Raw genomic sequence first — 25,156 nt, 5'->3', positions numbered from 1 at the left:
GTCCGTTGAACATTTTGTTGGCGAAACCGCGGTTAGCCAACATGCTGTATGTTTTTGCCGTTCTGGGAGCGCACACGATTGCGAAATGTGATAAAACGTGATGTCCCCGATGAAAGGGCGGCTATACCAGGCATATCACGACATATTGGCAAACACATCATGTACGGACAGGGTCAAAAAATAATGATCCCACAGATCACGCAATCTCCCGGGCTAGTGCAGCCGGTGCTTAATTTTCTGGAAGCATTGAAGAAAAATGGATTCACGGGCGATACGGCGACTAATTACGCCGATCGTCTGACGATGGCAACGGATAACAGCATCTATCAGCTTTTGCCGGATGCGGTGGTCTTCCCCCGTTCAACTGCCGATGTGGCGATCTTGTCGCGACTGGCAGGTGAGGCGCGTTTTTCAGGGTTGACCTTTACCCCGCGCGGCGGCGGGACAGGAACGAACGGGCAGGCGCTGAATCGCGGCATCGTCGTCGATATGTCGCGTTATATGAACCGCATTTTAGAAATCAACCCTGAGCAGGGCTGGGTACGTGTTGAAGCTGGTGTCATTAAAGATCAACTCAACCAGTACTTGAAACCTTATGGTTATTTCTTCGCACCTGAACTGTCGACCAGTAACCGGGCGACGCTGGGCGGTATGATCAATACCGATGCATCAGGGCAAGGTTCTCTGGCGTACGGTAAAACCTCAGACCATGTGCTGGGGTTGCGTGCAGTACTGCTGGGCGGCGAAATGCTGGATACCCAAGCGATGCCGATAGATCTGGCGGAGCAACTGGCTGAAGAAGATTCTGCTGTCGGCCGTATTTACCATACGGTGCTGCACCGCTGCCGTGAACAGCGTGCGTTGATTATCGACAAATTCCCTAAGCTGAACCGCTTCCTGACTGGCTATGACCTGCGTCATGTATTCAGCGACGATCTACGTACCTTTGACCTGACGCGCATTCTGACCGGGGCCGAAGGGACGCTGGCATTTATCACCGAAGCGAAGCTCGATATCACGCCGTTGCCGAAGAGTCGCCGTTTGGTGAATATCAAATATGATTCCTTCAACTCAGCGTTGCGCAATGCGCCGTTCATGGTGGAAGCAAAGGCGCTATCCGTCGAAACGGTAGATTCCAAAGTCTTAAACCTGGCCCGTGAAGATATCGTCTGGCATTCCGTCAGTGAACTGATTACCGATGTGCCTAATCAGGAAATGCTCGGCCTGAATATCGTTGAATTCGCGGGTGATGATGAAACGCTGATTAATGGGCAGGTTGACGCGCTCTGTCAGCGGCTGGACACGCTGCTGGCGACCGGAGAGGGGGGGGTGATTGGCTATCAAACCTGTAGCGACCTGGCCGGAATCGAACGTATTTACGCGATGCGTAAGAAAGCCGTCGGGCTACTGGGCAACAGTAAAGGGCAGGCCAAACCTATCCCGTTTGCGGAAGATACCTGCGTGCCGCCACAACATCTGGCAGATTACATCGAAGAGTTCCGCGCGCTACTGGACAGCCACAATCTGACGTACGGTATGTTTGGCCATGTGGATGCAGGGGTGCTGCATGTTCGCCCGGCGCTGGATATGTGCGACCCGCAGCAGGAAATGCTGATGAAACAGCTTTCCGACCAGATTGTCGCGCTGACGGCCAAATATGGTGGTCTGCTGTGGGGCGAACACGGTAAAGGATTCCGCGCCGAATACAGCCCTGAATTTTTTGGACCGGAACTGTATACCGAACTGCGCCGTATCAAAGCGGTGTTCGACCCTGATAACCGGCTTAATCCCGGAAAGATTTGCGCGCCGTTGGATGTTGATGCGCCGATGATGAAAGTCGATGCGGTTAAACGCGGCACATTTGACCGCACGATCCCGTTGACGGTGCGTACCGCGTTCCGTGGTGCGATGGAATGTAACGGCAATGGGCTGTGCTTTAACTTTGATGCGCGCAGCCCCATGTGTCCGTCGATGAAAATCAGCGGAAATCGTATTCATTCACCGAAAGGCCGTGCGACGCTGGTACGTGAATGGTTACGCCTGCTGGCCGAGCAAGGTGTCGACCCGGTGGCGCTGGAGAATGCCTTACCCCAGCAGAAGCTGAGCCTGCGCGCCTTTATTCAGAAAACCCGCAATACCTGGCAGGCGAAGCAAGGGGATTACGATTTCTCGCACGAAGTCAAAGAGGCGATGTCGGGTTGTCTGGCGTGTAAAGCCTGTTCAACGCAGTGTCCTATCAAGATCGATGTGCCGGGATTCCGCTCCCGCTTCCTGCAACTTTATCACACACGTTACCTGCGTCCGGTTCGTGACTATTTGGTCGCCGGTGTTGAAAGCTACGCGCCGCTGATGGCGCGCAGCCCGAAGACGTTTAACTTCTTCCTGAAAATGCCGTTGCTGAATAACCTGAGTCGCAGCCAGATTGGTATGGTCGATTTGCCCTTGCTGTCATCGCCGTCACTGCGCCAGCAGTTTGCTGGGCATAGCGGAGTTAACACCACGCTGGAACAGTTGGAACAGCTACCGGAGCAGGCGCGTCAGCAGTATGTGTTAATCGTACAAGACCCGTTCACCAGCTATTACGATGCGCAGGTGGTGGCAGATTTCGTCCACTTGATCGAAAAGCTGAAGCTGAAACCGGTGCTGCTCCCGTTCTCACCGAACGGGAAGGCGCAGCATATTAAAGGTTTCTTGCAACGTTTTGCCAAAACGGCCTCGAAGACGGCAGATTTCCTGAATCGCGTTGCCAAATTGGGGATGCCGATGGTGGGGGTCGATCCGGCGCTGGTGCTGTGCTATCGCGACGAATACCGTGAAATTCTGGGTGAGAAACGTGGCGATTTTCAGGTGCAGTTGGTACATGAATGGCTGGTGACGGCTTTGGCAGACAGCACACCGCAGCCTGCTACCGGCGAATCCTGGTATCTGCTGGGGCACTGCACGGAAACCACGGCACTGCCGATCAGCACGAAACAGTGGTCCGACATTTTCTCGCGCTTTGGTGCCAAACTGGAGAATGTCAGCGTCGGATGCTGCGGCATGGCGGGAACCTACGGCCATGAAACCAAAAACCTCGCCAAATCGCAGGGAATTTATGCGCTGTCCTGGCAGCAAGTATTGCAGAAACTACCGCAGAAACGCTGTCTGACCACCGGCTATTCATGCCGCAGTCAGGTGAAGCGCATGGAAGGCAGCGCGTTGCGCCATCCGTTACAGGCTCTATTGGAGATCCTCTGATGCTGTGGAAACGACAGGTTACGCTGGAGCAGCTTAATCAACAGAGTCAAGCGTGCATGGTTGGCCATGTCGGTATTCGCTATACCCATCTTGCGGATGACTCTCTGGAAGCGGTGATGCCAGTGGATTCACGTACACGTCAGCCGTTTGGTTTACTGCACGGTGGTGCGTCTGTTGTACTGGCCGAATCGCTGGGGTCTGTCGCGGGCTATTTATGTTCCGAAGGCGATCAGCAAGTGGTGGGGTTGGAAATCAATGCCAACCACCTGCGTGCCGTGCGCGAAGGGGAAGTCCGGGGGGTGTGTCGTGCACTTCACGTTGGTCGCCGGAGCCAGGTGTGGCAGATTGAGATTTTTGATAATCAACAGCGCCTGTGCTGCATTTCGCGTTTGACGACATCGGTGATTACGCCGTAAACATGAAACACGGAACCAGACTGCTGACTGGTTCCGTTGTTCTGTGAAGAGCGTTTTTTTAGGGCAAAAAAGGTACGCGCTTAACGAAGTCCGTTTGAAAAGCGGTCGCTTTATCCCATGAGCCTTGCATGCTTAACTGATGGCAAATCGACTTTAGCGTGTTACGGGCAAAGTAGTAACTTTGCACGCGAAAGAGGTGGCAGCGCCCTTCATTATTGATCTCTTTAATCAACCGATTGTGCAATTTGACCAGCGCGTGCAGATAACTGTCGTCATCGCCATTTCTTAGACAGAGCTCAACCATATCCATGCAGGCGTTATGAAAGCGACGCAAATGATCAATATTGCTTCCCGGACGGTTCAGACGAGCTTCCGCCATATAGAAATCAACAGTGGCATCGCGAATCTGAAATTTATATTCGTCAATCTGGTGGTGCAGCCAGGCAGTCACGGAAAGCATGGTTATCGATCCTGAATATTAAATGATAATCATTATCATATTGATAAAAAAGGCCATGATCAATGGGCAAAACGTGCTTTAACGCCAAAAGTACGATCGGAAATCACATAAATCTTCATATACCTTCCCTGTTTTATAAATAGGTATCACCGATAAATGTTATAATAATGATAACGAGATGATGATTTTTATCTGACCTCGAGGGCTAAGTAAGATGGCATTAATTCATTAATTATCAATGTATTAATCGATTTTTTGCTGTGCCATTTGGGGCATTTAAAACATGAGAAATAGCACGCTTGGCAGGCTAAAAAACCAAATGTTACGAATAGCCCTGCAAAACAAGAGGTTGAAGCTAGTTTCATTATCACTAACATTAGGGGAAACCAGCCTAAAACTGGTACCACACGCAATGAGGTATTCCATATGCAAGCGGAAAATGTAGGGACGTTTTCACTGGATGAAAATGTCTGGCAAGGACTGACGCTGACCGATAGCGCCGTGAAGCAGATTAAGAATCTGATGAAACAGGATGAAGCGGTGCAAGGACTGCGGCTCGGCGTTAAACAATCAGGCTGTGCGGGGTTTGGCTACGTGCTGGATCTGGTACAGGAGTTCGAAACCGACGATTTGGTCTTCGAACGCGATGGCGCAAAACTGTATGTCCCACTGAAAGCGATGCCTTTCATTGACGGCACAGAACTTGATTTCGTCCGTGAAGGGCTGAATCAGATATTCAAGTTTAATAATCCCAGAGCGCAGCATGCTTGTGGATGTGGCGAAAGCTTTGGCATTTAAGTGATGAAAAATTATGGCACGTAGCACGGTAGATGTACCTGATGATGTCCAGATCTGGATGGGTGATGGACGCTATAAATATAAAGAAGGTTTCTTCACGCAATTGGAAACCGATGAACTAGCGCACGGCATCAATGAAGATGTCGTCCGGGCGATCTCGGCGAAGCGTAATGAACCTGAGTGGATGCTGGAATTCCGTCTTAACGCTTACAAAGCGTGGCTGGAGATGGAAGAACCGCATTGGCTAAAAGCCCATTACGAGAAACTCGATTATCAGGACTATAGCTATTATTCCGCGCCTTCCTGCGGTAACTGCGATGACAGCTGCGGCTCAGAGCCCGGCGCCAAGCAGCAATCTGGGATTACGGACGTGAATAATTACCTGACCAGCGAAGTGGAGAATGCCTTCAATCAGTTGGGCGTTCCTGTCCGTGAAGGCCAGAAAGTCGCAGTCGATGCCATTTTCGACTCGGTATCCGTGGCGACCACGTATCGACATGAGCTGGCTGAAAAAGGCATTATTTTCTGCTCATTCAGTGAGGCGATTCAGGAACATCCCGATCTGGTGCGCCAGTATCTCGGCACGGTTGTACCAGCGAACGACAACTTCTTTGCGGCGCTGAATTCGGCGGTTGCTTCTGACGGCACGTTTGTGTACATCCCGAAAGGCGTGCGCTGCCCGATGGAGCTGTCAACGTATTTCCGTATCAATGCGGCAAAAACCGGTCAGTTCGAGCGCACGATCTTGATCGCCGATGACGACAGCTACGTTAGCTATATTGAAGGCTGCTCCGCGCCGGTTCGTGACACCTACCAGCTGCACGCTGCGGTAGTAGAAGTGATCATCAACAAGAATGCCGAAGTGAAATACTCCACGGTGCAAAACTGGTTCTCCGGTAAGGATGACGCCGAAGGCGGGATTCTGAACTTTGTGACCAAGCGTGCGCTGTGTGCGGGTGAGCATTCAAAAATGTCATGGACGCAATCGGAAACGGGTTCAGCGATCACCTGGAAATACCCAAGCGTTATTCTGCGCGGTGACTACTCCGTTGGCGAATTCTTCTCTGTTGCGTTGACCAACGGTCGTCAGCAGGCGGATACCGGCACCAAGATGATTCACATCGGTAAAAACACCCGTTCGACCATCATCTCCAAAGGGATTTCCGCTGGGCGCAGTGAGAACACCTACCGTGGTCTGGTGAAGATCATGCCGAGTGCGGCGAATGCCCGTAACTTTACCCAGTGTGACTCGATGCTGATCGGCAGCGAATGCGGTGCGCACACGTTCCCGTATGTAGAAGTGCGCAACAATACGGCACAACTGGAGCATGAAGCGACCACGTCGAAAATCGGCGATGACCAACTGTTCTACTGTCTGCAACGCGGTATCAGCGAAGATGACGCTATCTCAATGATCGTGAACGGTTTCTGTAAGGACGTTTTCTCTGAGTTACCGCTGGAATTCGCGGTGGAAGCACAAAAGTTACTGGCGATTAGCCTGGAACACAGCGTGGGTTAATTCGGCGGTTACCGGGATTTTCACAGACTAATAATGAGAATCATCGGTCCCGGAATTCATTGAACGCCCGTCACATTGGGCGTTGGAAGGAATAAGCATGTTAAGCATCGAAAATTTAAAAGTTAGCGTTGAAGGCAAAGAGATCATCAAAGGGCTTAATCTCACCATTAAGCCGGGTGAAGTCCACGCGATTATGGGCCCGAATGGCTCAGGAAAAAGTACGCTCTCCGCGACGCTGGCTGGACGTGAAGAATATGAAGTGACCGATGGCTCTGTCAGCTTCAAAGGGAAAGATCTGCTGGAGTTATCGCCAGAAGACCGCGCGGGTGAAGGCGTCTTCATGGCGTTTCAATATCCGGTAGAGATCCCCGGCGTCAGCAACCAGTTCTTCCTGCAAACCTCTGTGAACGCGGTGCGCAAATACCGTGAGCAGGAACCTCTGGATCGTTTTGACTTCGCCGACTTTATCGAAGAGAAAATCAAGCTACTGAATATGCCTGAAGATTTGTTGACCCGTTCGGTCAACGTGGGCTTCTCCGGCGGCGAGAAGAAGCGTAACGACATTCTGCAAATGGCGGCGCTGGAACCGGATTTGTGCATTCTGGATGAGACGGACTCCGGGCTGGATATTGACGCACTGAAAATCGTCTCTAACGGCGTGAACTCTCTGCGCGACGGCAAGCGTTCGTTCATCATCGTCACGCACTACCAGCGTATTCTTGATTACATCAAACCGGATCACGTCCATGTTCTGTATCAAGGTCGCATTGTGAAATCCGGTGATTTCTCGCTGGTGAAACAGTTGGAGGAGCAAGGCTATGGCTGGCTTACCGACGAACAATAATGTGACGAGTGATAACGCCGTGGGTAAAACCGGCATCGCACAGAAGCAAGAACACGCGCTGCAACAATGGCATGGCCTGTTTGAACGCGATGCATCACGTCGTTCTGAAGAGGCAAACCAACACTGGCAGGACGTGGTACGTCTTGGCTTACCACATCGTAAGCATGAGCACTGGAAATACACGCCGCTGGATGGCTTGCTGAGTAATGAATTTGTCGCCCCGCAGGCACCGTCTCTCGACCGTGCAGCGGTGAATGCACTGGCATTGGCGGTGGATAGCTGGCGTTTGGTGTTTGTCGATGGTGTATTTAATGCTGAATTCAGCGACAGCGCGTGGGGGCCTTATCAGGTCGACGTACAGGCGTCGCATGCGCGTGGCGCGCTGCCTGCGGCTATCCAGTCAGAAGTGTTCCTGCATCTGACCGAAAGTTTGGCTAGCACCAGTACGCTGATTCGTCTGGCTGCCGGACAACTGGCGGAAAAACCGCTTTACCTGTTGCACATCAGCAGCAGCCAGGAAGCCGCGTTGAACACGGCTCACCATCGTCATCATCTGAACGTTGAGCGTGGTGCCAGCGCGGAAATTATCGAGCACTACGTCAGTCTGGATGAGCATGCCCACTTTACCGGCGCACGCCTGACGGTGAATGCGGCGGAAAATAGCCAGATTAGCCACTATAAGCTGGCGTTTGAAGCGGCGGCGAGCTACCACTTCGCGCATAACGATCTGGTTCTGGCGCGTGATGCTCGGGTTCGTAGCCACAGCTTCCTGCTGGGGGCGGGTCTGACACGTCACCATACCAGCGCTCAGTTGAACGGCGAAGGTACCAATCTGTCCATGAATAGCCTGATTCTGCCGATCGGCAGCGAAGTGTGCGATACGCGAACGTATCTGGAACACAATCAGGGCTACGGCGAAAGTCGCCAACTGCATAAAGTCATCGTCAACGATCGCGCCAGAGCGGTGTTTAACGGCATGATCAAAGTTGCACCACATGCGCTGAAAACTGACGGACAGATGACCAACAACAACCTGTTGCTGGGCAGACTGGCTGAGGTTGACACCAAGCCGCAGTTGGAAATCTACGCCGATGACGTGAAATGCAGCCACGGTGCAACCATCGGCCGTATGGACGAAGAACAGCTGTTCTATCTGCGTTCGCGTGGTATTACGCAACAGGATGCGCAACAGATGATCATCTTCGCCTTCGCGGCGGAAGTCACAGAAGCGATTGAAAATGAGTCTCTGCGAGATGTGGTTCTTGAACGTATCGCGCAGCGTTTACCCAACGCGCTGGCGAATGCCGGCAAGGCGGTATGATGAGTTATCCTATTGAACGGGTTCGCGCCGATTTCCCGGTGCTGGCAAGCGAAGTTAACGGCCAGCCGTTAGCCTATCTTGATAGCGCGGCCAGTGCGCAAAAGCCACAGTCGGTTATCGAGCGCGAAGCCGAATTCTATCGCCATGAATACGCAGCGGTGCATCGCGGCATTCATACGCTGAGCGCGCAGGCGACCAGTGCGATGGAAGCGGTGCGTGAGCAGGTGGCATCCTTTATCAATGCCGCCTCAGTGGAAGAGATTGTCTTTGTACGCGGCACGACGGAGGCCATCAATCTGGTGGCTAACAGCTACGGCCGCACCTTCATCCAGCCTGGCGATAACCTGATCATCACCGAGATGGAGCACCACGCCAATATCGTTCCCTGGCAGATGCTGGCGGAAGCGCGTGGCATTGAGATTCGCGTATTGCCTCTGGCTGAAGATGGTTCGCTGGATGTCGCACAGCTTCCCGCGCTGTTGGATGAACGCACTCGTCTGCTGGCGGTGACACAGATATCTAACGTGCTGGGTACGTTGAACCCGGTGAAAGCGATGATCGCGCAGGCAAAAGCGGCAGGTGCAGTCGTATTAGTCGATGGTGCACAGTCGATTATGCATCAGCCTGTCGATGTACAGGATTTGGACTGCGATTTCTTTGTCTTTTCAGGGCATAAGATCTACGGCCCTTCAGGCATTGGCGTGTTGTACGGCAAACGCGATCTGCTTCAGGCCATGCCGCCGTGGGAAGGCGGCGGGGCGATGATTCGTCAGGTCAGCCTGCGTACAGGCACCACGTATGCCGATTCACCCTGGCGTTTCGAAGCGGGATCGCCCAACACGGGGGGGATCATGGGCTTAGGTGCCGCATTGGACTATGTGACGGCGCTGGGGCGTGAAGAGATTCAGCGTTATGAATCCTCACTGATGCAGTACGCGCTGGAAGCGCTAACGCAGGTGCCCGACCTGACGCTATATGGCCCTGCGGAGCGTCACGGTGTGATTGCGTTTAACCTTGGGCAGCACCACGCCTATGATGTCGGAAGTTTCCTCGATCGGTACGGTATTGCGATTCGCACCGGCCACCATTGTGCGATGCCGCTGATGGAACACTATGGTGTTCCCAGTATGTGCCGCGCTTCGTTGGCCGTTTATACTACACGCGAAGAAATTGACCGGCTGGTTGCCGGATTGCAACGTATCCATCGATTACTGGGCAGTTAAGCGCCGCGCGCGTACTGTTCGGGGAGGAAACCATGGCGAGTCTGCCAGAACCGCAGAAGCTGGCGCGCAACTTTGCGCGCTGTAATGACTGGGAAGAAAAATACCTGTATGTCATCGAGTTAGGGGAGCGTCTTGACCCGCTACCCGATGAGTGGCGTAATCCCGATAACCTGATTTCGGGGTGCCAGAGCCAGGTGTGGATTGTGACACAGCCTGATGAGCAGGGGGTGATCACCCTGCACGGCGACAGTGATGCGGCTATTGTGAAAGGCCTGATCGCGGTCGTTTTCAGCCTGTATCAGGGGCTAACAGCGCAGGAAATTGTTGAGCTGGATGTGCGGCCGTTCTTTGAATCGCTGGCGTTGAACCAACACCTGACACCATCCCGCTCTCAGGGACTTGAGGCGATGCTACGGGCGATTCGTGCGCATGCTGCTGCACTGCTTTAATTTTTTTCTCTGCTTTCGTTGAGTATAAAAAAGCGCGGTGACGGAAAAAACGTTCAGCGCTTTTTTGTTTTTTGCATTTACTGATTTTTACCAACGATACATTATTGTTTCCCCGTTTATTTATTAACTCGCTGATATTTCAGAATTCGTCCCGTATATTTATTTCCCGTTAAATTTTATGCTGACTCTGCTTTGTAAAGAATTGAATATCAATGCTTTGATTTTTAAATCAAATATTCTTTTGTTACAACAATGCTAATATATACCCATGTTCGGTGGAAAGACGCAGCAATGGCTGTATTTAAACACCAGATCAAGAGATATAGCCGGATACTGCATTCTGGGTACACAACCAGATGTTATTGATTGTAGGGAATTTACTATGAAACGCGCGTTAACTTTACTTGGTATGGCCTTCGCCGCATACCTGGCCAGCACCGCCGCCAGAGCGACAGAATACCCGCTACCGCCACCAAACAGCCGTCTTATTGGTGAAAATATCGCTTATACGGTTCCCAATGATGGCCGCCCGCTGGAAGCTATCGCGGCGGGCTTCAAGATTGGCCTATTGGGTATGCTGGAAGCGAATCCAGGAGCCGATCCTTACCTGCCGACAGCGGGTTCTACCCTCACGATCCCGTCGCAAATGCTGCTGCCGGATACCCCGCGTGAAGGCATTGTGGTTAATCTGGCGGAACTGCGTCTCTACTACTACCCGAAAGGGACAAACACCGTCATCGTTTATCCCATTGGTATTGGCCAACTGGGGCGCAATACACCACTGATGACCACCAGCGTAAGCGAGAAGCGCGAGAATCCGACCTGGACGCCAACGGCAAACATCCGTAAGCATTATCTCGAAGAACAGGGCATTAAGCTGCCTGCGGTCGTTCCAGCCGGCCCGGATAACCCGATGGGATTACATGCACTGCGTCTGTCAGCGCATGGTGGTGTTTATCTGCTGCACGGCACGAACGCGGACTTCGGTATTGGCATGCGGGTAAGCTCTGGCTGTATCCGCCTGCGTCCAGATGACATCAAGGCGTTGTTCGATAACGTGCCAGTCGGTACGCGCGTGCAGATTGTTAACGATGCGATTAAAACCTCCGTTGAACCGGATGGCAAACGCTACGTTGAAGTGCATCAGCCTTTATCAAAGACCGATAAGGACGATCCACAAACGATGAAAATTCCGCTGACGGCAAAGACGCAGAAATTTGTGAAGGATGCAGAGACGGACAATCAAGCAGTGGCTGATGCGATTGCACGCCGTTCCGGTATGCCGATAGTGGTTAGCGTGGGACAAGATATTAATACCTACCAATCACCCGTAGAGTCTGCTCCAGAAGCGCCTGAAACACATCAGGCTGCGCCTATTAGCGCCATTAGCACTACGTCTCGGTAATGATGAAATAAATCAGCCAGGTGCGTTTCAGACGCATCTGTGCAATTCCAATGACTGGGAAGGGGAAGAAATATACTCGCTAGCGTGAAAGAAAAAGGGATGAAGAGAAAGATTGAGAAATAAAACGAAGGCAAAAAAATGGCGCACAGTGTGCGCCATTTCCATTACTGAACCAGCTCGATTACTTTTTGTAAGTACGAACTTGGTTGTCCAGACGCTGGTTAGCACGAGCTGCGTCATCTTTAGCAGCTTGTACGTCAGAGCGGATTGCGTTCACGTCGTTGCTCAGTTGGTCAACTTTAGCGTTCAGAGTCTGAACGTCAGAAGACAGCTGATCAATTTTAGCATTGCTTGAACAACCAGCAAGCAGAGTAGAACCCAGGATTACCGCGCCCAGTACCAGTTTAGTACGATTCATTATTAATACCCTCTAGATTGAGTTAATCTCCATGTAGCGTTACAAGTATTACACAAACTATTTTCTAATGAGAATAAATTTTTGATGAGAACATGCTTAATTTTGATCGTTCGCTCAAAGAAACAGCGAGTTTTATCGATTCATTAAAAAAGTAAGGAAAACAGCGCTATTTTTGTCAGAGAACTCCGAAGCGTAAAGCTATTAAAATGGCGTGTTACGCAAAGGAATTAATTAGGTTATCGTGCTGTAGAAAATCGTTTCAGAATATAAAAAAAGCGCCATTAAGGCGCTTTTTACCGATCTACTTGTTAGGATCAGATACGATGTACGGAAACGGTATTGGTTGTGCCGCTAGAAACCAGCGCACCAGATACCATCACGACGACATCGCCAGCTTGCGCATAACCACTATTCAGCGCGGCTTCTTTACCAATGCGGTAGAAATCATCGGTAGAGGCAATTTCCTTCACCAGCAGCGTATCAATGCCTTTGCTCAGCAGCAGCTGGCGCGCGGTGACGTCGTTCGTCGTCAGCGCCAGAATGCGAGCATTCGGGAAGTATTTACGGATAGATTTAGCAGATTTACCGCCGCTGGTTGCGACCACAATCAGCGGTGCATCCAGTTTTTCTGCGGTTTCTACTGCACCGCGACAGACCGCTTCAGTGATACGCAGGATTCCAGGTGTCTTGATGGTGTCCAGACGGCTTTTCATTACGGAATCGGTACGCTGACAGATCGTTGCCATGATAGTAACGGACTCCAGCGGATATTTACCTTTCGCACTTTCGCCAGACAGCATAACGGCATCGGTGCCGTCGATGATGGCGTTAGCGACGTCGCCAGCTTCAGCGCGGGTAGGGCGTGGGTTCTTGATCATGGAATCCAGCATTTGCGTCGCGGTGATAACCACTTTGCGTGCCAGGTTACATTTTTCAATCATCATCTTCTGCGCGAAGATCACTTCTTCAACCGGGATTTCAACGCCCAGATCGCCACGAGCAACCATGATGCCGTCAGAGGCTTCCAGAATGTCGTCGAAGTTGTTCAGACCTTCCTGGTTTTCGATCTTGGAGATGATCTGGATGTGCTCGCCACCGTGTGCTTTCAGGTGAGCGCGAATTTCTTCAACGTCGGAACGTTTACGGATAAAAGAAGCAGCAACGAAATCGACGCCTTGTTCGCAACCGAAAATCAGGTCGCGTTTGTCTTTTTCAGCCAGAGCAGGCAACTGGATGGAAACGCCTGGCAAGTTAACGCCTTTATTCTCGCCTAGATCGCCATTGTTCAGCACTTTACAGACGACATCGTTGCCGCTGATCGCCGTAACCTGCATACCGATCAGGCCGTCATCAACCAGAACGGTGTTACCGACGCTGAGGTCTTCAGTGAATCCAGCGTACGTGACTGCGACGCGATCCTTGTTACCCACGATGCTTTGATCGGTGGTGAACGTGAATGTTTGACCGGCGGTCAGCGTGACGTCCGCACCGTTTTCCAGCTTCATGGTACGAATTTCTGGGCCCTTGGTGTCAAGCAGGATAGCGGCTTTCTGACCGGTTTTTTCCATAACGGCACGCAGGTTCTTGATGCGCTGGCCATGTTCTGCATAATCCCCGTGAGAGAAGTTCAGGCGCATAACATTCATGCCGGCAGACAGCAGGTTGCCAAGTACTTCTTCTGACTCTGTTTTCGGCCCGATGGTACAAACAATTTTTGTCTTTTTCATACGATAGTTTCTACAAGTTGTGATGGATAAAAAAATGAGTGAACCAGTGGCCGTGTGAGGCAAGCCGCTGGAAAGAATGTATGAAGGAACGCTGTAAAAGAGGTAAGTATAGAAGGTCGTAGCGAATGGGTGATGAAGTGCGCAACCGCTCGTCGCATGGGATTCGCGGGGGTTAGCGTTGGCGATGCCGTTGATAATAATGTTATTGATAGTGGCACGTTGTTTAGCTGAAACCATTCAATTGAAACGACGTTCCGTATTATAGTTATTAAGCGACGAGAAACAAGGTGGTAAAAGGTCAGAAATTGAATATTTCAGTGCGTTTACGCAAAAAACTGAGCGATTTGGTGTTTTTACCTAACTTTGTTGCGCAACTGCCTAAGAAATCCACCGTATAAATACGCGATTGCGGTGAGTGATAGCAAGTTGTTGATTCTTGTAACAGTTGACAATAAATAAAGAAAATGCGTGTAAGCAACATGCTTTTCTGTCGATCAGTATCACGTTTTTGTGTCATGCTCCTTGAGAAGATGAATGCAAATGGTAGTTTACCAGCCATTGCGGATTGTTACTGCGTAAGCAGGCAAAACCAGATGCTCGTTCTTGCTACGGGTGTCTGGTTTTTTTGTTTCCAGGGTTTGAAAAATGAAGATTGCCAAAATACTCAACAATAATGTCGTCACCGTAATCGACGAAAGCAATAATGAGTCGGTTGTGATGGGACGCGGGCTGGGCTTCAAAAAGCACTCTGGCGATCTGCTGGACGAAACGCTGATTGAGCGTGTATTTGTGATGAAATCAGGGGAGCTGACATCGCGCCTACAGGAGCTGTTGTCAGAAATTCCGCTGGATGTGATCACCACAGCAGACAAGATCATTCTGCTGGCAAAAGCGCGTTTGCCCGGGAAACTGCAAAATAGTGTCTATATCTCGTTAACCGATCACTGCCACTTTGCGATAGAGCGCCACAAACAAGGTGTGGATATCCGCAATGTGCTGTTATGGGAAATAAAACGCCTGTATCCAAAGGAATTTGCTGTCGGTCTGGAAGCGCTGGATATTATTGAACAGCGTCTTGCTGTACGGTTACCGGAGGATGAGGCCGGATTTATTGCTCTGCATTTGGTGAATGCGCAACTTGATAGCGAAATGCCTGAAGTGTTGCAAATTACTAAAATCATGCAGGAAATACTGAATATTGTAAAATATCAGTTGAATCTGGATTATAACGAGCAGGCGTTAAGCTACCACCGTTTTGTGACACATTTGAAATTTTTTGCGCAGCGGTTAATCGGAAAAAGTACCGTATGTAGTGATGATGAATCACTGCATGATGTGGTGAAAGAAAGATACCAATTGTCTTATCACTGCGCGGAAAAAATACAATCACATATTATTCAAAAGTACCAGTACACGTTAACGAAAGAAGAGTTGATGTTCTTAACTATTCATATTGAGCGTGTGCGAACGGAAGGGCAAGATAAGATGGAACCTGGTGATGGAGAATAAATTCTGCTAATTTTCTTTTTATCACAAAATAGTAAGATAAATGCCTTGATTTCGATGAAAGTGAAAGAATAAAGTATGTGGAAAGTAAATTATCAGATGAAGTGAAATTTTATTGTCAGCATATTGGCTGTGCTGACAAACCAATAGGATTGTTACTGTCAGACTAATCTCAGCAGGCAGGCAAAACCTAAATCGTTTTCTCAATGGTTATTGGGAAAACCGATTTAGGTTTTTTTTTGTCTCAAACAGCTCTGGCGATTTTAACTTATTGATATTTAAGTCCATTAAGTATTAAGGATAGACAATGGAATACAAAGCATTAGCAAGTGAGATACTCGATGGTGTCGGCGGACGTGGCAACATCATTAGCGTAATACACTGCGCGACCAGACTACGTTTTAAGCTAAAAGACGACAAGAAAGCGGATGCAGTTGCGCTGAAAAATAACGCTGGCGTGATCATGGTGGTTGAAAGTGGCGGGCAATTTCAGGTCGTCGTAGGCAATCATGTCAGCGACGTATATCGTAGTTTACTCGATGTTTCAGGTTTGACTGATAAAACCGATTCCGAACGCTCTGAAGAAGAGGACGAAAAGAAAGGAAATCTTCTTTCCCGCTTCATTGATATTATTTCTGGAATATTTACACCGTTAATTGGTGTTATGGTCGCTTCTGGTATTTTAAAGGGATTCTTAGCGCTGAGTGTAGTGTGCGGATGGATGGTCGAAACCAGCGGAACCTATAAAGTTCTGTTTGCGACAAGTGATGCATTATTCTTTTTTTTTCCTGTAGTTTTGGGTTATACCGCAGGGAAAAAATTTGGTGGAAATCCTTTTGTTACTATGGTAATTGGGGCCACGCTGGTTCATCCATCCATGATTGCCGAATTTGGCGCCATGCAGAATGCGAATTATCAGCCGCTTTATTTCCTTGGCATTCCGATCACCTTTATTAATTATGCTTCTTCTGTTATCCCGATTATTTTCTCGGCCTGGCTCTCTTCACGTCTGGAAAAACCACTGAATGCCATAATGCACATCAACGTCCGCAATTTCTTCACGCCGTTACTGTGCCTCTGTATCACTGTTCCCGTCACATTCCTACTGATTGGGCCTGCGGCGACCTGGCTAGGACATATGCTAGCCAGCGGATACCAATTGATCTACGGGCTGAACTCCACGATTGCGGGTGCATTGATGGGCGCGTTATGGCAGGTGTTCGTGATTTTTGGTCTGCACTGGGGCTTAACGCCGCTGATGATTAACAACCTCAGCGTATTAGGGCATGACACTATGATGCCGCTATTGGTTCCCGCAGTATTAGGGCAGGCCGGCGCGGTGCTGGGCGTGCTGCTGCGTACCCGCGATATGAAACTGAAAGGGATTTCTGGCTCAGCGTTCTCAGCAGCCATCTTTGGTATTACCGAACCCGCGGTATATGGCGTCACGCTGCCGCTGAAGCGTCCTTTCATCTTTGGCTGTGCGGGTGGCGCGATAGGTGCCGCGATTCTGGGGTATTTCCATACCACCATTTACTCCTTCGGCTTTCCGAGCATCTTCACCTTTACGCAGGTTATCCCGCCGACAGGTGTCGATAATACGGTGTGGGCCGCGATTATTGGTACGGCGATCGCCTTTACCTTCGCTACGGTGGCCACCTGGGCATTTGGCATTCCGTCACAAGAGAATACGACAGTAGTCAACGCGCCTACGGCAGCACCACAAGCTACGCAGAATCCGAGCGATACAACGCGTAAACAAGCGATAAATAGCCCGATTGAGGGCATCGTACTGCCACTTGCGCAGGTTGGCGACGAAACGTTCGCCAGTGGATTAATGGGAAAAGGCATTGCGATTAAACCACAGGCTGGGCGCGTAGTTTCACCGGTGAATGGTACGGTTGCCTCGCTGTTCAAGACCAATCATGCCATCGGACTGGAGTCTGAATATGGTGCTGAAATCCTCATCCACATCGGAATCGATACGGTGAAATTAGATGGTCAGTATTTCACTGCACACATTAAGACGGGGGATGTCGTAAAACAGGGCGATCTTCTGGTGGAGTTTGATTATCAGGCGATCGAAAAAGCCGGTTATGACACGACAACGCCCGTCATTATTACCAATAGCGAAGATTACGTTGATGTTCTGCCTACTGCCGGAAACACTGTGCAGGAACAGGGTGCGCTGTTGACGTTAATTCGCTGACCTTGACATTTATACCCCAATTGGGAGGAGAAAAAATGAGTCATCAGTTTCCGAAAGCATTCTTGTGGGGCGGCGCGATTGCAGCCAATCAGGTTGAAGGTGCGTATTTAACGGACGGCAAAGGGCTATCAACGTCTGATTTACAGCCACGGGGTATTTTTGGCGAGATCGTCACGCGTACGCCGGGCGACAGCGGCATTAAAGACACGGCGATCGATTTTTATCACCGTTACCCCGAAGATATCGCGCTCTTTGCTGAAATGGGCTTCAAATGCCTGAGAGTTTCGATTGCCTGGACGCGTATTTTCCCGCAGGGTGATGAAACCCAGTCGAATGAAGCAGGGCTGGCATTTTACGATCGCCTGTTTGATGAAATGGTAAAGTATGGCATTCAGCCGCTGGTGACGCTGTCTCACTATGAAATGCCGTATGGTCTGGTGAAAAATTATGGCGGCTGGGGAAGCCGTGAAACGATTACGTTCTTCGAACGCTACGCCCGCACGGTATTCCAACGCTATAAAGACAAAGTGAAATATTGGCTGACGTTCAATGAAATCAACTGTGCATTACATGCACCCTTTACAGGAATTGGTTTACCTACCGAGAGTAGTAAGCAGGATATTTATCAGGCGATCCATCACCAGCTTGTTGCTAGCGCTAAAGCGGTAAAGGCGTGTCATAACATCATCCCTGATGCCAAAATCGGCAATATGATGTTGGGCTCCATGTTCTATCCATTAACCTGCAAGCCTGCGGATGTGATGGAAACGATGCAGCAGAACCGCGACTGGCTGTTCTTTGGTGATGTACAAGCCCGAGGATACTACCCAGCGTACATGACGCGTTTCTTCGCGCAGCACGGTATTACGCTGACGGTAACCGAAGACGATCGTCAGTCGTTGAAAGAAACTATCGATTTCATCTCATTCAGCTATTACATGACGGGCTGTGTGACCACGGATGAAGACGTGAACCTGAAAGCCCGTGGTAATATTTTGAATATGGTGCCGAACCCGCATCTGGAAAGCTCTGAATGGGGTTGGCAGATCGACCCAGAAGGGCTGCGCTATTTGCTGAACTATCTGTATGACCGTTACCAGAAACCGCTGTTTATTGTGGAAAACGGGCTGGGTGCCAAAGATAAACTTGAGAGTGATGGCAGCATTAACGATGACTATCGTATCAAATACCTGAACGATCACCTGTATCAAGTGGGCGAAGCGCTGGAAGATGGCGTTGACGTTATGGGTTACACCTGCTGGGGTCCTATCGATCTGGTTAGTGCGTCAAAAGCCGAAATGTCGAAACGCTACGGTTTTATTTATGTCGATCGTGATGATGAAGGCAATGGTTCGCTAGAACGTCGACGTAAGAAAAGTTTCTACTGGTATAAAGACGTTATTTCGTCTAACGGAGAAACGTTGAAATAAATCAGCGTGTCGCTACGTTATTTCCGCATTCATTCTCAGAAAAGCAAATTCTGGAATGAATGCGAACTCTATTTTTTACTACCCATGGAAAAGATGGCAGAAAAATAAAATGAAACGGGAGAGTGTTGACTAGCCATTAAATCATATAAACGATCATTTGGATTTTACAAAATTTTATAAATAGACGAGATTTCGGCTAGCGTCGAAAGCATGTTGTTTTCAATTTAAAAGTGTACCCTACTCGGATAATAATCATGCGTAAAAAATTCCCTGTAAAGATGATGGTATTACTGATGTCGTCAGTGTTTTTGTCTAATGGTGCGATGGCCGCAAAATTGACCGTAGAAGAAAGACTTGAACTATTGGAGAAAGAACTGGCGAAAAATAAAGCCGAATTACAATCGACGAAAAAAGAGCTGCGTGAATATAAAACGATCGCGGAGAATAAAACACGCGTAGCTGCAAATTCAATGGCAAAAGATAAGACGCAGGTTGTTACCTCTAGCGAGCGATCTCCTGTTGATTATGCGGTAGCGGCTCCCGTTGCTCAATCTGCGACAAACACGGTTGATGTTGTCGCGACTACAGATATGCAGCCAAAACCGCTGACGCTGGCTGAAATTAGCAAATACGTCAAAAATGACCTTGGTTTTAGCTACACGGGCTATTTCCGCTCGGGATGGGCAACTGCCGATCATGGCTCACCAAAATCTTATGCGATCGGCTCGCTGGGGCGTTTTGGCAATGAGCACAGTGGCTGGTTCGATCTTTCCTTAAACCAAAAAGTATTTGAAGAAGGCAATAAACGCGTCGATGCTGTGGTTCAATTAGATGGCAATGTGGGGATGCAGTACAACAGTGCCTGGTTTGGTGAAGATGCTGATAACGAAAATAAACTGCAATTTTCTCAAATGTATGTCACAACAAAAGGGTTTCTCCCCTTTGCGCCAGACGCTGATTTCTGGGTAGGTAAAAATACCTTACCTGTCTATGAAATTCAGATGCTGGACTGGAAAAGCCACCGTTCAGAAGCAGCGGGTGGGGTAGGTATTGAAAACTGGCAGTTGGGCGTAGGGCAGTTGGATCTCTCGTTAAATCGTGAGGATGTTAACGCGCGTCATGCCTTATATAACCCACGTAATAGCAATTCGCCTCAAGATAAACATCAGGTTAATACCAACGCGGTTGACATCCGTTATAAAGGTATTCCGTTATGGGATAATGCAACGTTGTCTCTGATTGGTAAGTATGCGCAAGCCAATAAAGACAATATACAGAAAAATGATGAGAGCGACGGATTATCTTATAAATTGAAAGATGCGTGGACAGCTGGCGTCATTTTACGTCAAGGATTATATAACGGCGGATTTAATGAATTTACCGTACAAGGTGCCAGCAATGCTATCGCCAGCGGTTTTGCTAATATATCCGATGCTAACCCGACGTATAGCCGTAATGGCGATTACTACGGTAACCATTCAGGGAATGCATTTCGTGTGATCTCGCAAGGGGAAATGTATTTGCGTGATGATATTATTATGGCCAATGCACTGGTCTATTCAAAAGGTAACGATATCTACAGTTATGACACGGGTGCAAATACTGACTTTGACAGTATCCGTGCGGTACTTCGTCCCGCCTATATTTGGGATAAGTTCAATCAGACTGGCGTGGAATTGGCATACTTTAACCAAACTAATAAAACGAACGGTGTGAATTACCATGAATCCGGTTATAAAACGACGCTATATCATGCCATCAAAGTGAATACCAGTATGCTGACGTCACGACCAGAAATTCGTTTTTATGGTACTTACCTAAAAATTGAAGATAACGACATCAGTCAGGCCACGTTTAACGACAGCAAGAGCGATCAATTCTCTTTGGGGGTTCAGGCGGAAGTCTGGTGGTAATTGCTCTCATCACGTCGGCACCGCTGCGGCGGTGCTGTCATATTTAGCAAAAACAGACTCGATTACGTAATGGTCGGGATGGGGTTATGCGAATGAACATGAAGAAAATATCGTTATCATTATTAACTTTCGGGGTTCTGGCTGGCGTTTCTGTTAACGCATCGGCACTCCCTGCTGATTTTCCTGTTATGCCTGCGGCAACGGTTCCTGTAAGCCAGTACGTCACGGCGGTTAATGCCGATAGCAGCATTACTTTTCGCTTGTTTTCGCCTACAGCGAAACAGGTCAGTGTTTTTACTGGTTCGACGCCCGATAGCATCGTGTCCCATGCGATGACGAAAGATGAGTCCGGCGTGTGGTCGTTCAAAACGCCTGCGCTGGCACCGAACCTGTATGAATATTTCTTCAGCGTCGATGGTTTTCGTACCATCGATACTGGCACGGCGTTTACTAAACCACAGCGTCAGGTGAATACCAGTCTGATTCTGGTACCGGGGAGCATTCTGGATGTGCGTCAGGTACCACACGGTGAGTTAAGAACGCTGACCTATCACTCGAAAGCATTGAAATCAGAGCGTCAGGTCTATGTCTGGACGCCGCCGGGGTATAGCGAATCGTCAAAACCGCTGCCGGTGCTGTACTTCTATCATGGCTTCGGTGACACGGGCGCATCAGCCGTGGTGCAGGGGCGGATACCGCAGATAATGGATAACCTGCTGGCAGAGAAAAAAATTGAGCCAATGCTGGTCGTCGTCCCTGATACGGAAACCGACGTTCCGGGGATTATCCCTGAAGCGTATCCACCGCAGGAGCGCCGCAACGTGTTCTATCCGCGTAACGCGCTCGCGGCGGACAGGGAACTCATCCATGACATTATCCCCGAGATCGGCAAACGTTTTAATGTCCGTCAGGATGCAAACGGCAGAGCGCTGGCTGGGCTGTCTCAGGGCGGTTATCAGGCACTGGTATCCGGCATGAGCCACCTGGATCATTTCGGCTGGCTGGCAACGTTCAGCGGCGTGACCACAGAAACGGTGCCAAACACGGCGGTTGCGGCACAGTTTGAACGACCGGAGCAGATTAATCGGCAACTGAAGAACTTTACGGTGGTGATTGGCGAAACGGACAACATCACGGGTAAGGATATTGCTGGCCTGAAAACGGTACTGGAGCAGAAAAACATCCAGTTTGATTGCCGCCACTATCCTAACCTCGGCCATGAGATGGATGTCTGGCGGCCGGCCTACAGTGAATTTGTTCAGAAACTTTTTAAATAGTGTCTGCATGCGGCGGGCTGAATGTTCGCAGGCTCGCTTTCTCTGATGGCAGTTTGAATCATCAAGCTGTCATATCAACGATTGCCCATCACAATTAAGGATAATTATGTCTATTCACCGGTATTTTTCCCGATGTGCCATGTTGATCGTGGCGTTGCCCTTCTTCAGCGTGCTCACCGCTCAGGCACAAACGTCACCTTTTGACGTTGCCGATCATAAACAGATTCGCGTCATTATCAGCGCCGATGCGAAAAACGAGGCTGACGATGATTTTGCCGTTGCCCATGCGGTGCTGACGCCAACGATGCAGGTGAAAGGATTGATTGCTGCCCATTATTCGCGTACCGCGCCGTTGATGAAACGTAATGGCGAAAACAGCATGATGGAAAGCTATCATGAACTTCAACGCCTGATGAACGTAATGGGAAAGACTGACGTCCCTGTTTATCGCGGGGCAACGCAAGCGCTGAAAACCGACGGTGGTGCGCCTGCGTTGAGTGAGGGTGCGCAAATGCTGATCAAGGAGGCGTTAAAAGACGATTCGCATCCCCTGTTTGTGCTAGTCATGGGGCCGATTACGGATATCGCTGCCGCGCTACAGGCTGAACCGACGATCGCCAGCAAAATGACGGTGGTGTGGATTGGCGGTATGCCTTACCCGAAAGGCGGCTGGGAATACAACATGTTCAACGATCCGGTTGCGGCGAACAACGTATTCAAGTCTCAGGTGCCATTGTGGCAAGTGCCACATAATGTCTATATGTCCGTACGCGTCTCGCTGTCTGAGCTTGCCGTGCGCGTTAAGCCACAGGGGAAGGTCGGGGAGTACCTGTGGCAACAGCTAATCGAGTTTAATCGTGCAATTTCCGAAACCATCAAAGATGTTCCCTGGCCGAAAAGCGAAGTCTGGGTACTGGGTGATAATCCCTCGGTTTCTCTGCTGCTGGACGATCACGAATACCATTACACGCTGGTCAATGCCCCACAGTTAAACGACGATCTGACCTATGTACCGCAGGACAATGCGCGCCAGATTCGAGTGTATAACGCCGTTGATGCCCGCTTCACGCTGGAAGATTTCTACGCCAAGCTGACGTTAGCCTATGGTCAAGGGAAATAAAAATCTCGGAAGGGCATACTGTGGGGGGCTATTTTTCACTTAAGCTCCACTTATTTAGCTTCTGATGTGCTCTATCGGGCAAAACGCCGCGCTGTATCAGCAAATGAACTGGGATGAACTGCCGAGATGGGCGCGTCATCCCAGTGCTCGCGCCACCTGTCTTGATCCTTAAACGCCCGGTTTTTAAGTGCTTAATTTTTAAGTCCCCCCGTGTTTAAGCCCCTTGCCATATTCTGCGATGCCCCCTCCGTGACTGAGACAATCCTCATATAACTTTCGATACGATTCATTACTTTTCTTTACCTTTGATCAAAAACAATATTTTTAATGCATCTTTTTGCTATTTATAGCACCGAGCAATGTCACGACAGTTGGTGTGGTTTCTGTCGAATAGATAACTAAAATGACCGCCAGTAGGCGGCTTAATGTGGACACAAACGCATGGTCAGGATAAGCATGTCAGTCTCCTATCTATGGGGCATGGTAGCCAGTCTCTTTCTACTGATTCCAGCCTATTCCGCTGATGCTCCGGTGTCACCACCACTCGCCCCGATAGAAGCAAGAAACTCCGTATTCACTAATCAACACCCCGATCAGTTCAACTCGTGGAAAGCGACCACTGAACAGTCTGAACGTCATGATGCGTTGGCAGAAGACCCCATGATGGTGGTCCTCTGGGCGGGTTACCCCTTTTCCAGAGACTATAACAAGCCGCGCGGCCATGCCTACGCCATAACGGACGTGCGCGAAACGCTGCGTACCGGTGCACCGAAGACGGCTGAAGATGGCCCGTTGCCGATGGCGTGCTGGAGCTGTAAAAGCCCGGATGTCGCCCGCTTGATCCAACAGGAGGGTGAGGACGGCTACTTCAAAGGTAAGTGGGCGCGGGGCGGGCCGGAGATTACTAACGATCTCGGCTGTGCAGATTGCCATGACACCGCATCCCCGGATTTTGCTCAGGGCAAGCCGGCGTTGACGCTGTCCCGCCCATATGCGGAACGCGCAATGGAAACCCTTGGCAAGCCGTTTGACAGCGCCAGCCGGTTCGGGCAGCAGTCCATGGTCTGTGGACAGTGCCACGTGGAGTATTATTTTTCCGGTAAAGACAAAGCCGTGAAGTTCCCATGGGATAACGGCACGAAAGTCGAAGACATGGAAAAATACTATGACGCTATTTCCTTCTCCGACTGGACCAATTCCCTTTCCCGCGCGCCGATGCTGAAAGCCCAACATCCAGAGTATGAAACCTGGAGCATTGGTATTCACGGTAAAAACAACGTGACCTGTATCGACTGCCATATGCCGAAAGTGAAAAACGCAGACGGCAAGCTGTATACCGATCACAAGATAGGTAACCCCTTCGACAACTACGGCGAAACCTGTACCAATTGCCACACGCAGGATAAAGCGGCAATGCAGACGGTTGTTGCTGAACGTAAAACAGCGATTCAGGAATTAAAACTGAAAGCAGAAGAGCAATTGGTTCATGCGCACTTTGAGGCTAAAGCGGCCTGGGATGCCGGTGCAACCGAAGCAGAAATGCAGCCGATTCTGATGGATATCCGTCATGCGCAGTGGCGTTGGGATCTGGCGGTTGCCTCTCACGGTATTCACATGCATGCGCCGGATGAAGGCTTACGGATGCTCGGCACCTCGCTGAGTAAATCCGCCGAGGCGAGAACCAAACTGGTTCGTCTGTTGGCACAAAAAGGGGTGACAGGCGAAGTCAAGCTGCCGGATATCTCGACGAAAGAGAAAGCGCAGCAGGCGATTGGGCTCAACATGCAGCAGATCAACGCCGAAAAACAGGATTTCCTGAATACGGTAGTGCCGCAGTGGGATGAGCAAGCGCGTAAAGCGGGACGACTGAACTAATAACCCCAT

At 49.9% G+C, this 25,156-nt stretch carries 19 protein-coding genes; 16 read left to right on the top strand and 3 right to left on the bottom strand.

Features of this window, described 5'->3' with window-relative positions; translation table 11 throughout:
- Nucleotides 1–183 precede the first annotated feature (183 nt).
- Both ydiJ and menI read left to right on the top strand, forming a co-directional pair.
- Nucleotides 184–3,237 carry a D-2-hydroxyglutarate dehydrogenase YdiJ gene (gene ydiJ / locus AACH44_RS12020; RefSeq protein WP_338659249.1) on the top strand — a complete coding sequence of 1,018 codons (3,054 nt, stop codon included), beginning with the start codon at nucleotides 184–186 and terminating at the stop codon, nucleotides 3,235–3,237.
- A complete protein-coding gene (menI, locus tag AACH44_RS12015) occupies nucleotides 3,237–3,653 on the top strand; it encodes a 1,4-dihydroxy-2-naphthoyl-CoA hydrolase (protein ID WP_261848409.1) in 417 nt (138 codons plus the stop codon). The genes ydiJ and menI overlap by 1 nt, the downstream gene beginning before the upstream one ends.
- 58 nt (nucleotides 3,654–3,711) lie before the next feature.
- On the opposite strand, the gene AACH44_RS12010 is transcribed toward menI, so the two are convergent.
- The gene (locus tag AACH44_RS12010; RefSeq protein ID WP_261848408.1) at nucleotides 3,712–4,113 is read right to left on the bottom strand and encodes a hypothetical protein; all 402 of its coding nucleotides are present in this window, start codon (nucleotides 4,111–4,113) and stop codon (nucleotides 3,712–3,714) included.
- A 426-nt stretch (nucleotides 4,114–4,539) separates the two neighbouring features.
- Here AACH44_RS12010 and sufA point away from each other — a divergent pair, with 426 nt between their 5' ends.
- The 7 genes from sufA to AACH44_RS11975 all read left to right on the top strand — a co-directional run bounded on the left by sufA (nucleotide 4,540) and on the right by AACH44_RS11975 (nucleotide 11,672).
- Entirely contained in the window at nucleotides 4,540–4,911 is a 372-nt protein-coding gene (sufA, locus tag AACH44_RS12005; protein WP_005970398.1) for a Fe-S cluster assembly scaffold SufA, read from the top strand.
- A 13-nt stretch (nucleotides 4,912–4,924) separates the two neighbouring features.
- Nucleotides 4,925–6,430, top strand: coding sequence for a Fe-S cluster assembly protein SufB (gene sufB / locus AACH44_RS12000; protein ID WP_261848407.1), 1,506 nt, complete (start codon nucleotides 4,925–4,927; stop codon nucleotides 6,428–6,430).
- A 97-nt stretch (nucleotides 6,431–6,527) separates the two neighbouring features.
- Entirely contained in the window at nucleotides 6,528–7,274 is a 747-nt protein-coding gene (sufC, locus tag AACH44_RS11995) for a Fe-S cluster assembly ATPase SufC (protein ID WP_005970394.1), read from the top strand.
- Nucleotides 7,249–8,595, top strand: a complete 1,347-nt coding sequence (gene sufD, locus AACH44_RS11990; protein ID WP_261848406.1) for a Fe-S cluster assembly protein SufD — start codon at nucleotides 7,249–7,251, stop codon at nucleotides 8,593–8,595. Before sufC ends, sufD begins: the two co-directional genes overlap by 26 nt.
- Nucleotides 8,595–9,818, top strand: a complete 1,224-nt coding sequence (gene sufS, locus AACH44_RS11985; RefSeq protein WP_261848466.1) for a cysteine desulfurase SufS — start codon at nucleotides 8,595–8,597, stop codon at nucleotides 9,816–9,818. Before sufD ends, sufS begins: the two co-directional genes overlap by 1 nt.
- Nucleotides 9,819–9,850: 32 nt before the next feature.
- Nucleotides 9,851–10,267 carry a cysteine desulfuration protein SufE gene (gene sufE, locus AACH44_RS11980; RefSeq protein ID WP_039481183.1) on the top strand — a complete coding sequence of 139 codons (417 nt, stop codon included), beginning with the start codon at nucleotides 9,851–9,853 and terminating at the stop codon, nucleotides 10,265–10,267.
- 382 nt (nucleotides 10,268–10,649) lie between these two features.
- Nucleotides 10,650–11,672, top strand: a complete 1,023-nt coding sequence (locus AACH44_RS11975; RefSeq protein ID WP_261848405.1) for a L,D-transpeptidase family protein — start codon at nucleotides 10,650–10,652, stop codon at nucleotides 11,670–11,672.
- A gap of 181 nt (nucleotides 11,673–11,853) precedes the next feature.
- Here the strand turns inward: AACH44_RS11975 and AACH44_RS11970 are convergent, their stop codons facing one another.
- Both AACH44_RS11970 and pykF read right to left on the bottom strand, forming a co-directional pair.
- Complete coding sequence (locus tag AACH44_RS11970; RefSeq protein WP_005970385.1) at nucleotides 11,854–12,090, bottom strand: major outer membrane lipoprotein; 237 nt, start codon at nucleotides 12,088–12,090, stop codon at nucleotides 11,854–11,856.
- Between the two features lie 314 nt (nucleotides 12,091–12,404).
- Nucleotides 12,405–13,817 (bottom strand): pyruvate kinase PykF, encoded by a 1,413-nt coding sequence (gene pykF, locus AACH44_RS11965; protein WP_039478700.1) that lies wholly within the window; start codon nucleotides 13,815–13,817, stop codon nucleotides 12,405–12,407.
- A 645-nt stretch (nucleotides 13,818–14,462) separates the two neighbouring features.
- Here pykF and licT point away from each other — a divergent pair.
- The 7 genes from licT (at nucleotide 14,463) to nrfA (ending at nucleotide 25,147) form a co-directional block, all read left to right on the top strand.
- A complete protein-coding gene (gene licT, locus AACH44_RS11960; RefSeq protein ID WP_261848404.1) occupies nucleotides 14,463–15,326 on the top strand; it encodes a BglG family transcription antiterminator LicT in 864 nt (287 codons plus the stop codon).
- Between the two features lie 304 nt (nucleotides 15,327–15,630).
- Nucleotides 15,631–17,532: a PTS beta-glucoside transporter subunit IIABC gene (gene bglF / locus AACH44_RS11955; RefSeq protein WP_261848403.1), complete on the top strand. Its 1,902-nt coding sequence runs from the start codon at nucleotides 15,631–15,633 to the stop codon at nucleotides 17,530–17,532.
- A 35-nt stretch (nucleotides 17,533–17,567) separates the two neighbouring features.
- Entirely contained in the window at nucleotides 17,568–18,962 is a 1,395-nt protein-coding gene (locus AACH44_RS11950) for a glycoside hydrolase family 1 protein (RefSeq protein ID WP_261848402.1), read from the top strand.
- Between the two features lie 254 nt (nucleotides 18,963–19,216).
- Nucleotides 19,217–20,875, top strand: a complete 1,659-nt coding sequence (locus tag AACH44_RS11945; RefSeq protein WP_261848401.1) for a carbohydrate porin — start codon at nucleotides 19,217–19,219, stop codon at nucleotides 20,873–20,875.
- Nucleotides 20,876–20,967: 92 nt separating this feature from the next.
- Nucleotides 20,968–22,152: an alpha/beta hydrolase gene (locus tag AACH44_RS11940; protein ID WP_261848400.1), complete on the top strand. Its 1,185-nt coding sequence runs from the start codon at nucleotides 20,968–20,970 to the stop codon at nucleotides 22,150–22,152.
- Nucleotides 22,153–22,258: 106 nt separating this feature from the next.
- Complete coding sequence (locus tag AACH44_RS11935) at nucleotides 22,259–23,272, top strand: nucleoside hydrolase (RefSeq protein ID WP_261848399.1); 1,014 nt, start codon at nucleotides 22,259–22,261, stop codon at nucleotides 23,270–23,272.
- A gap of 441 nt (nucleotides 23,273–23,713) precedes the next feature.
- Nucleotides 23,714–25,147 (top strand): ammonia-forming nitrite reductase cytochrome c552 subunit, encoded by a 1,434-nt coding sequence (gene nrfA / locus AACH44_RS11930; protein ID WP_261848398.1) that lies wholly within the window; start codon nucleotides 23,714–23,716, stop codon nucleotides 25,145–25,147.
- The last annotated feature ends 9 nt before the right edge of the window (nucleotides 25,148–25,156 follow it).

The organism is Pectobacterium araliae, from assembly GCF_037076465.1.
Classification (GTDB): Bacteria; Pseudomonadota; Gammaproteobacteria; order Enterobacterales; family Enterobacteriaceae; genus Pectobacterium; species Pectobacterium araliae.
This window is presented reverse-complemented; position numbering and strand designations above follow the sequence as displayed.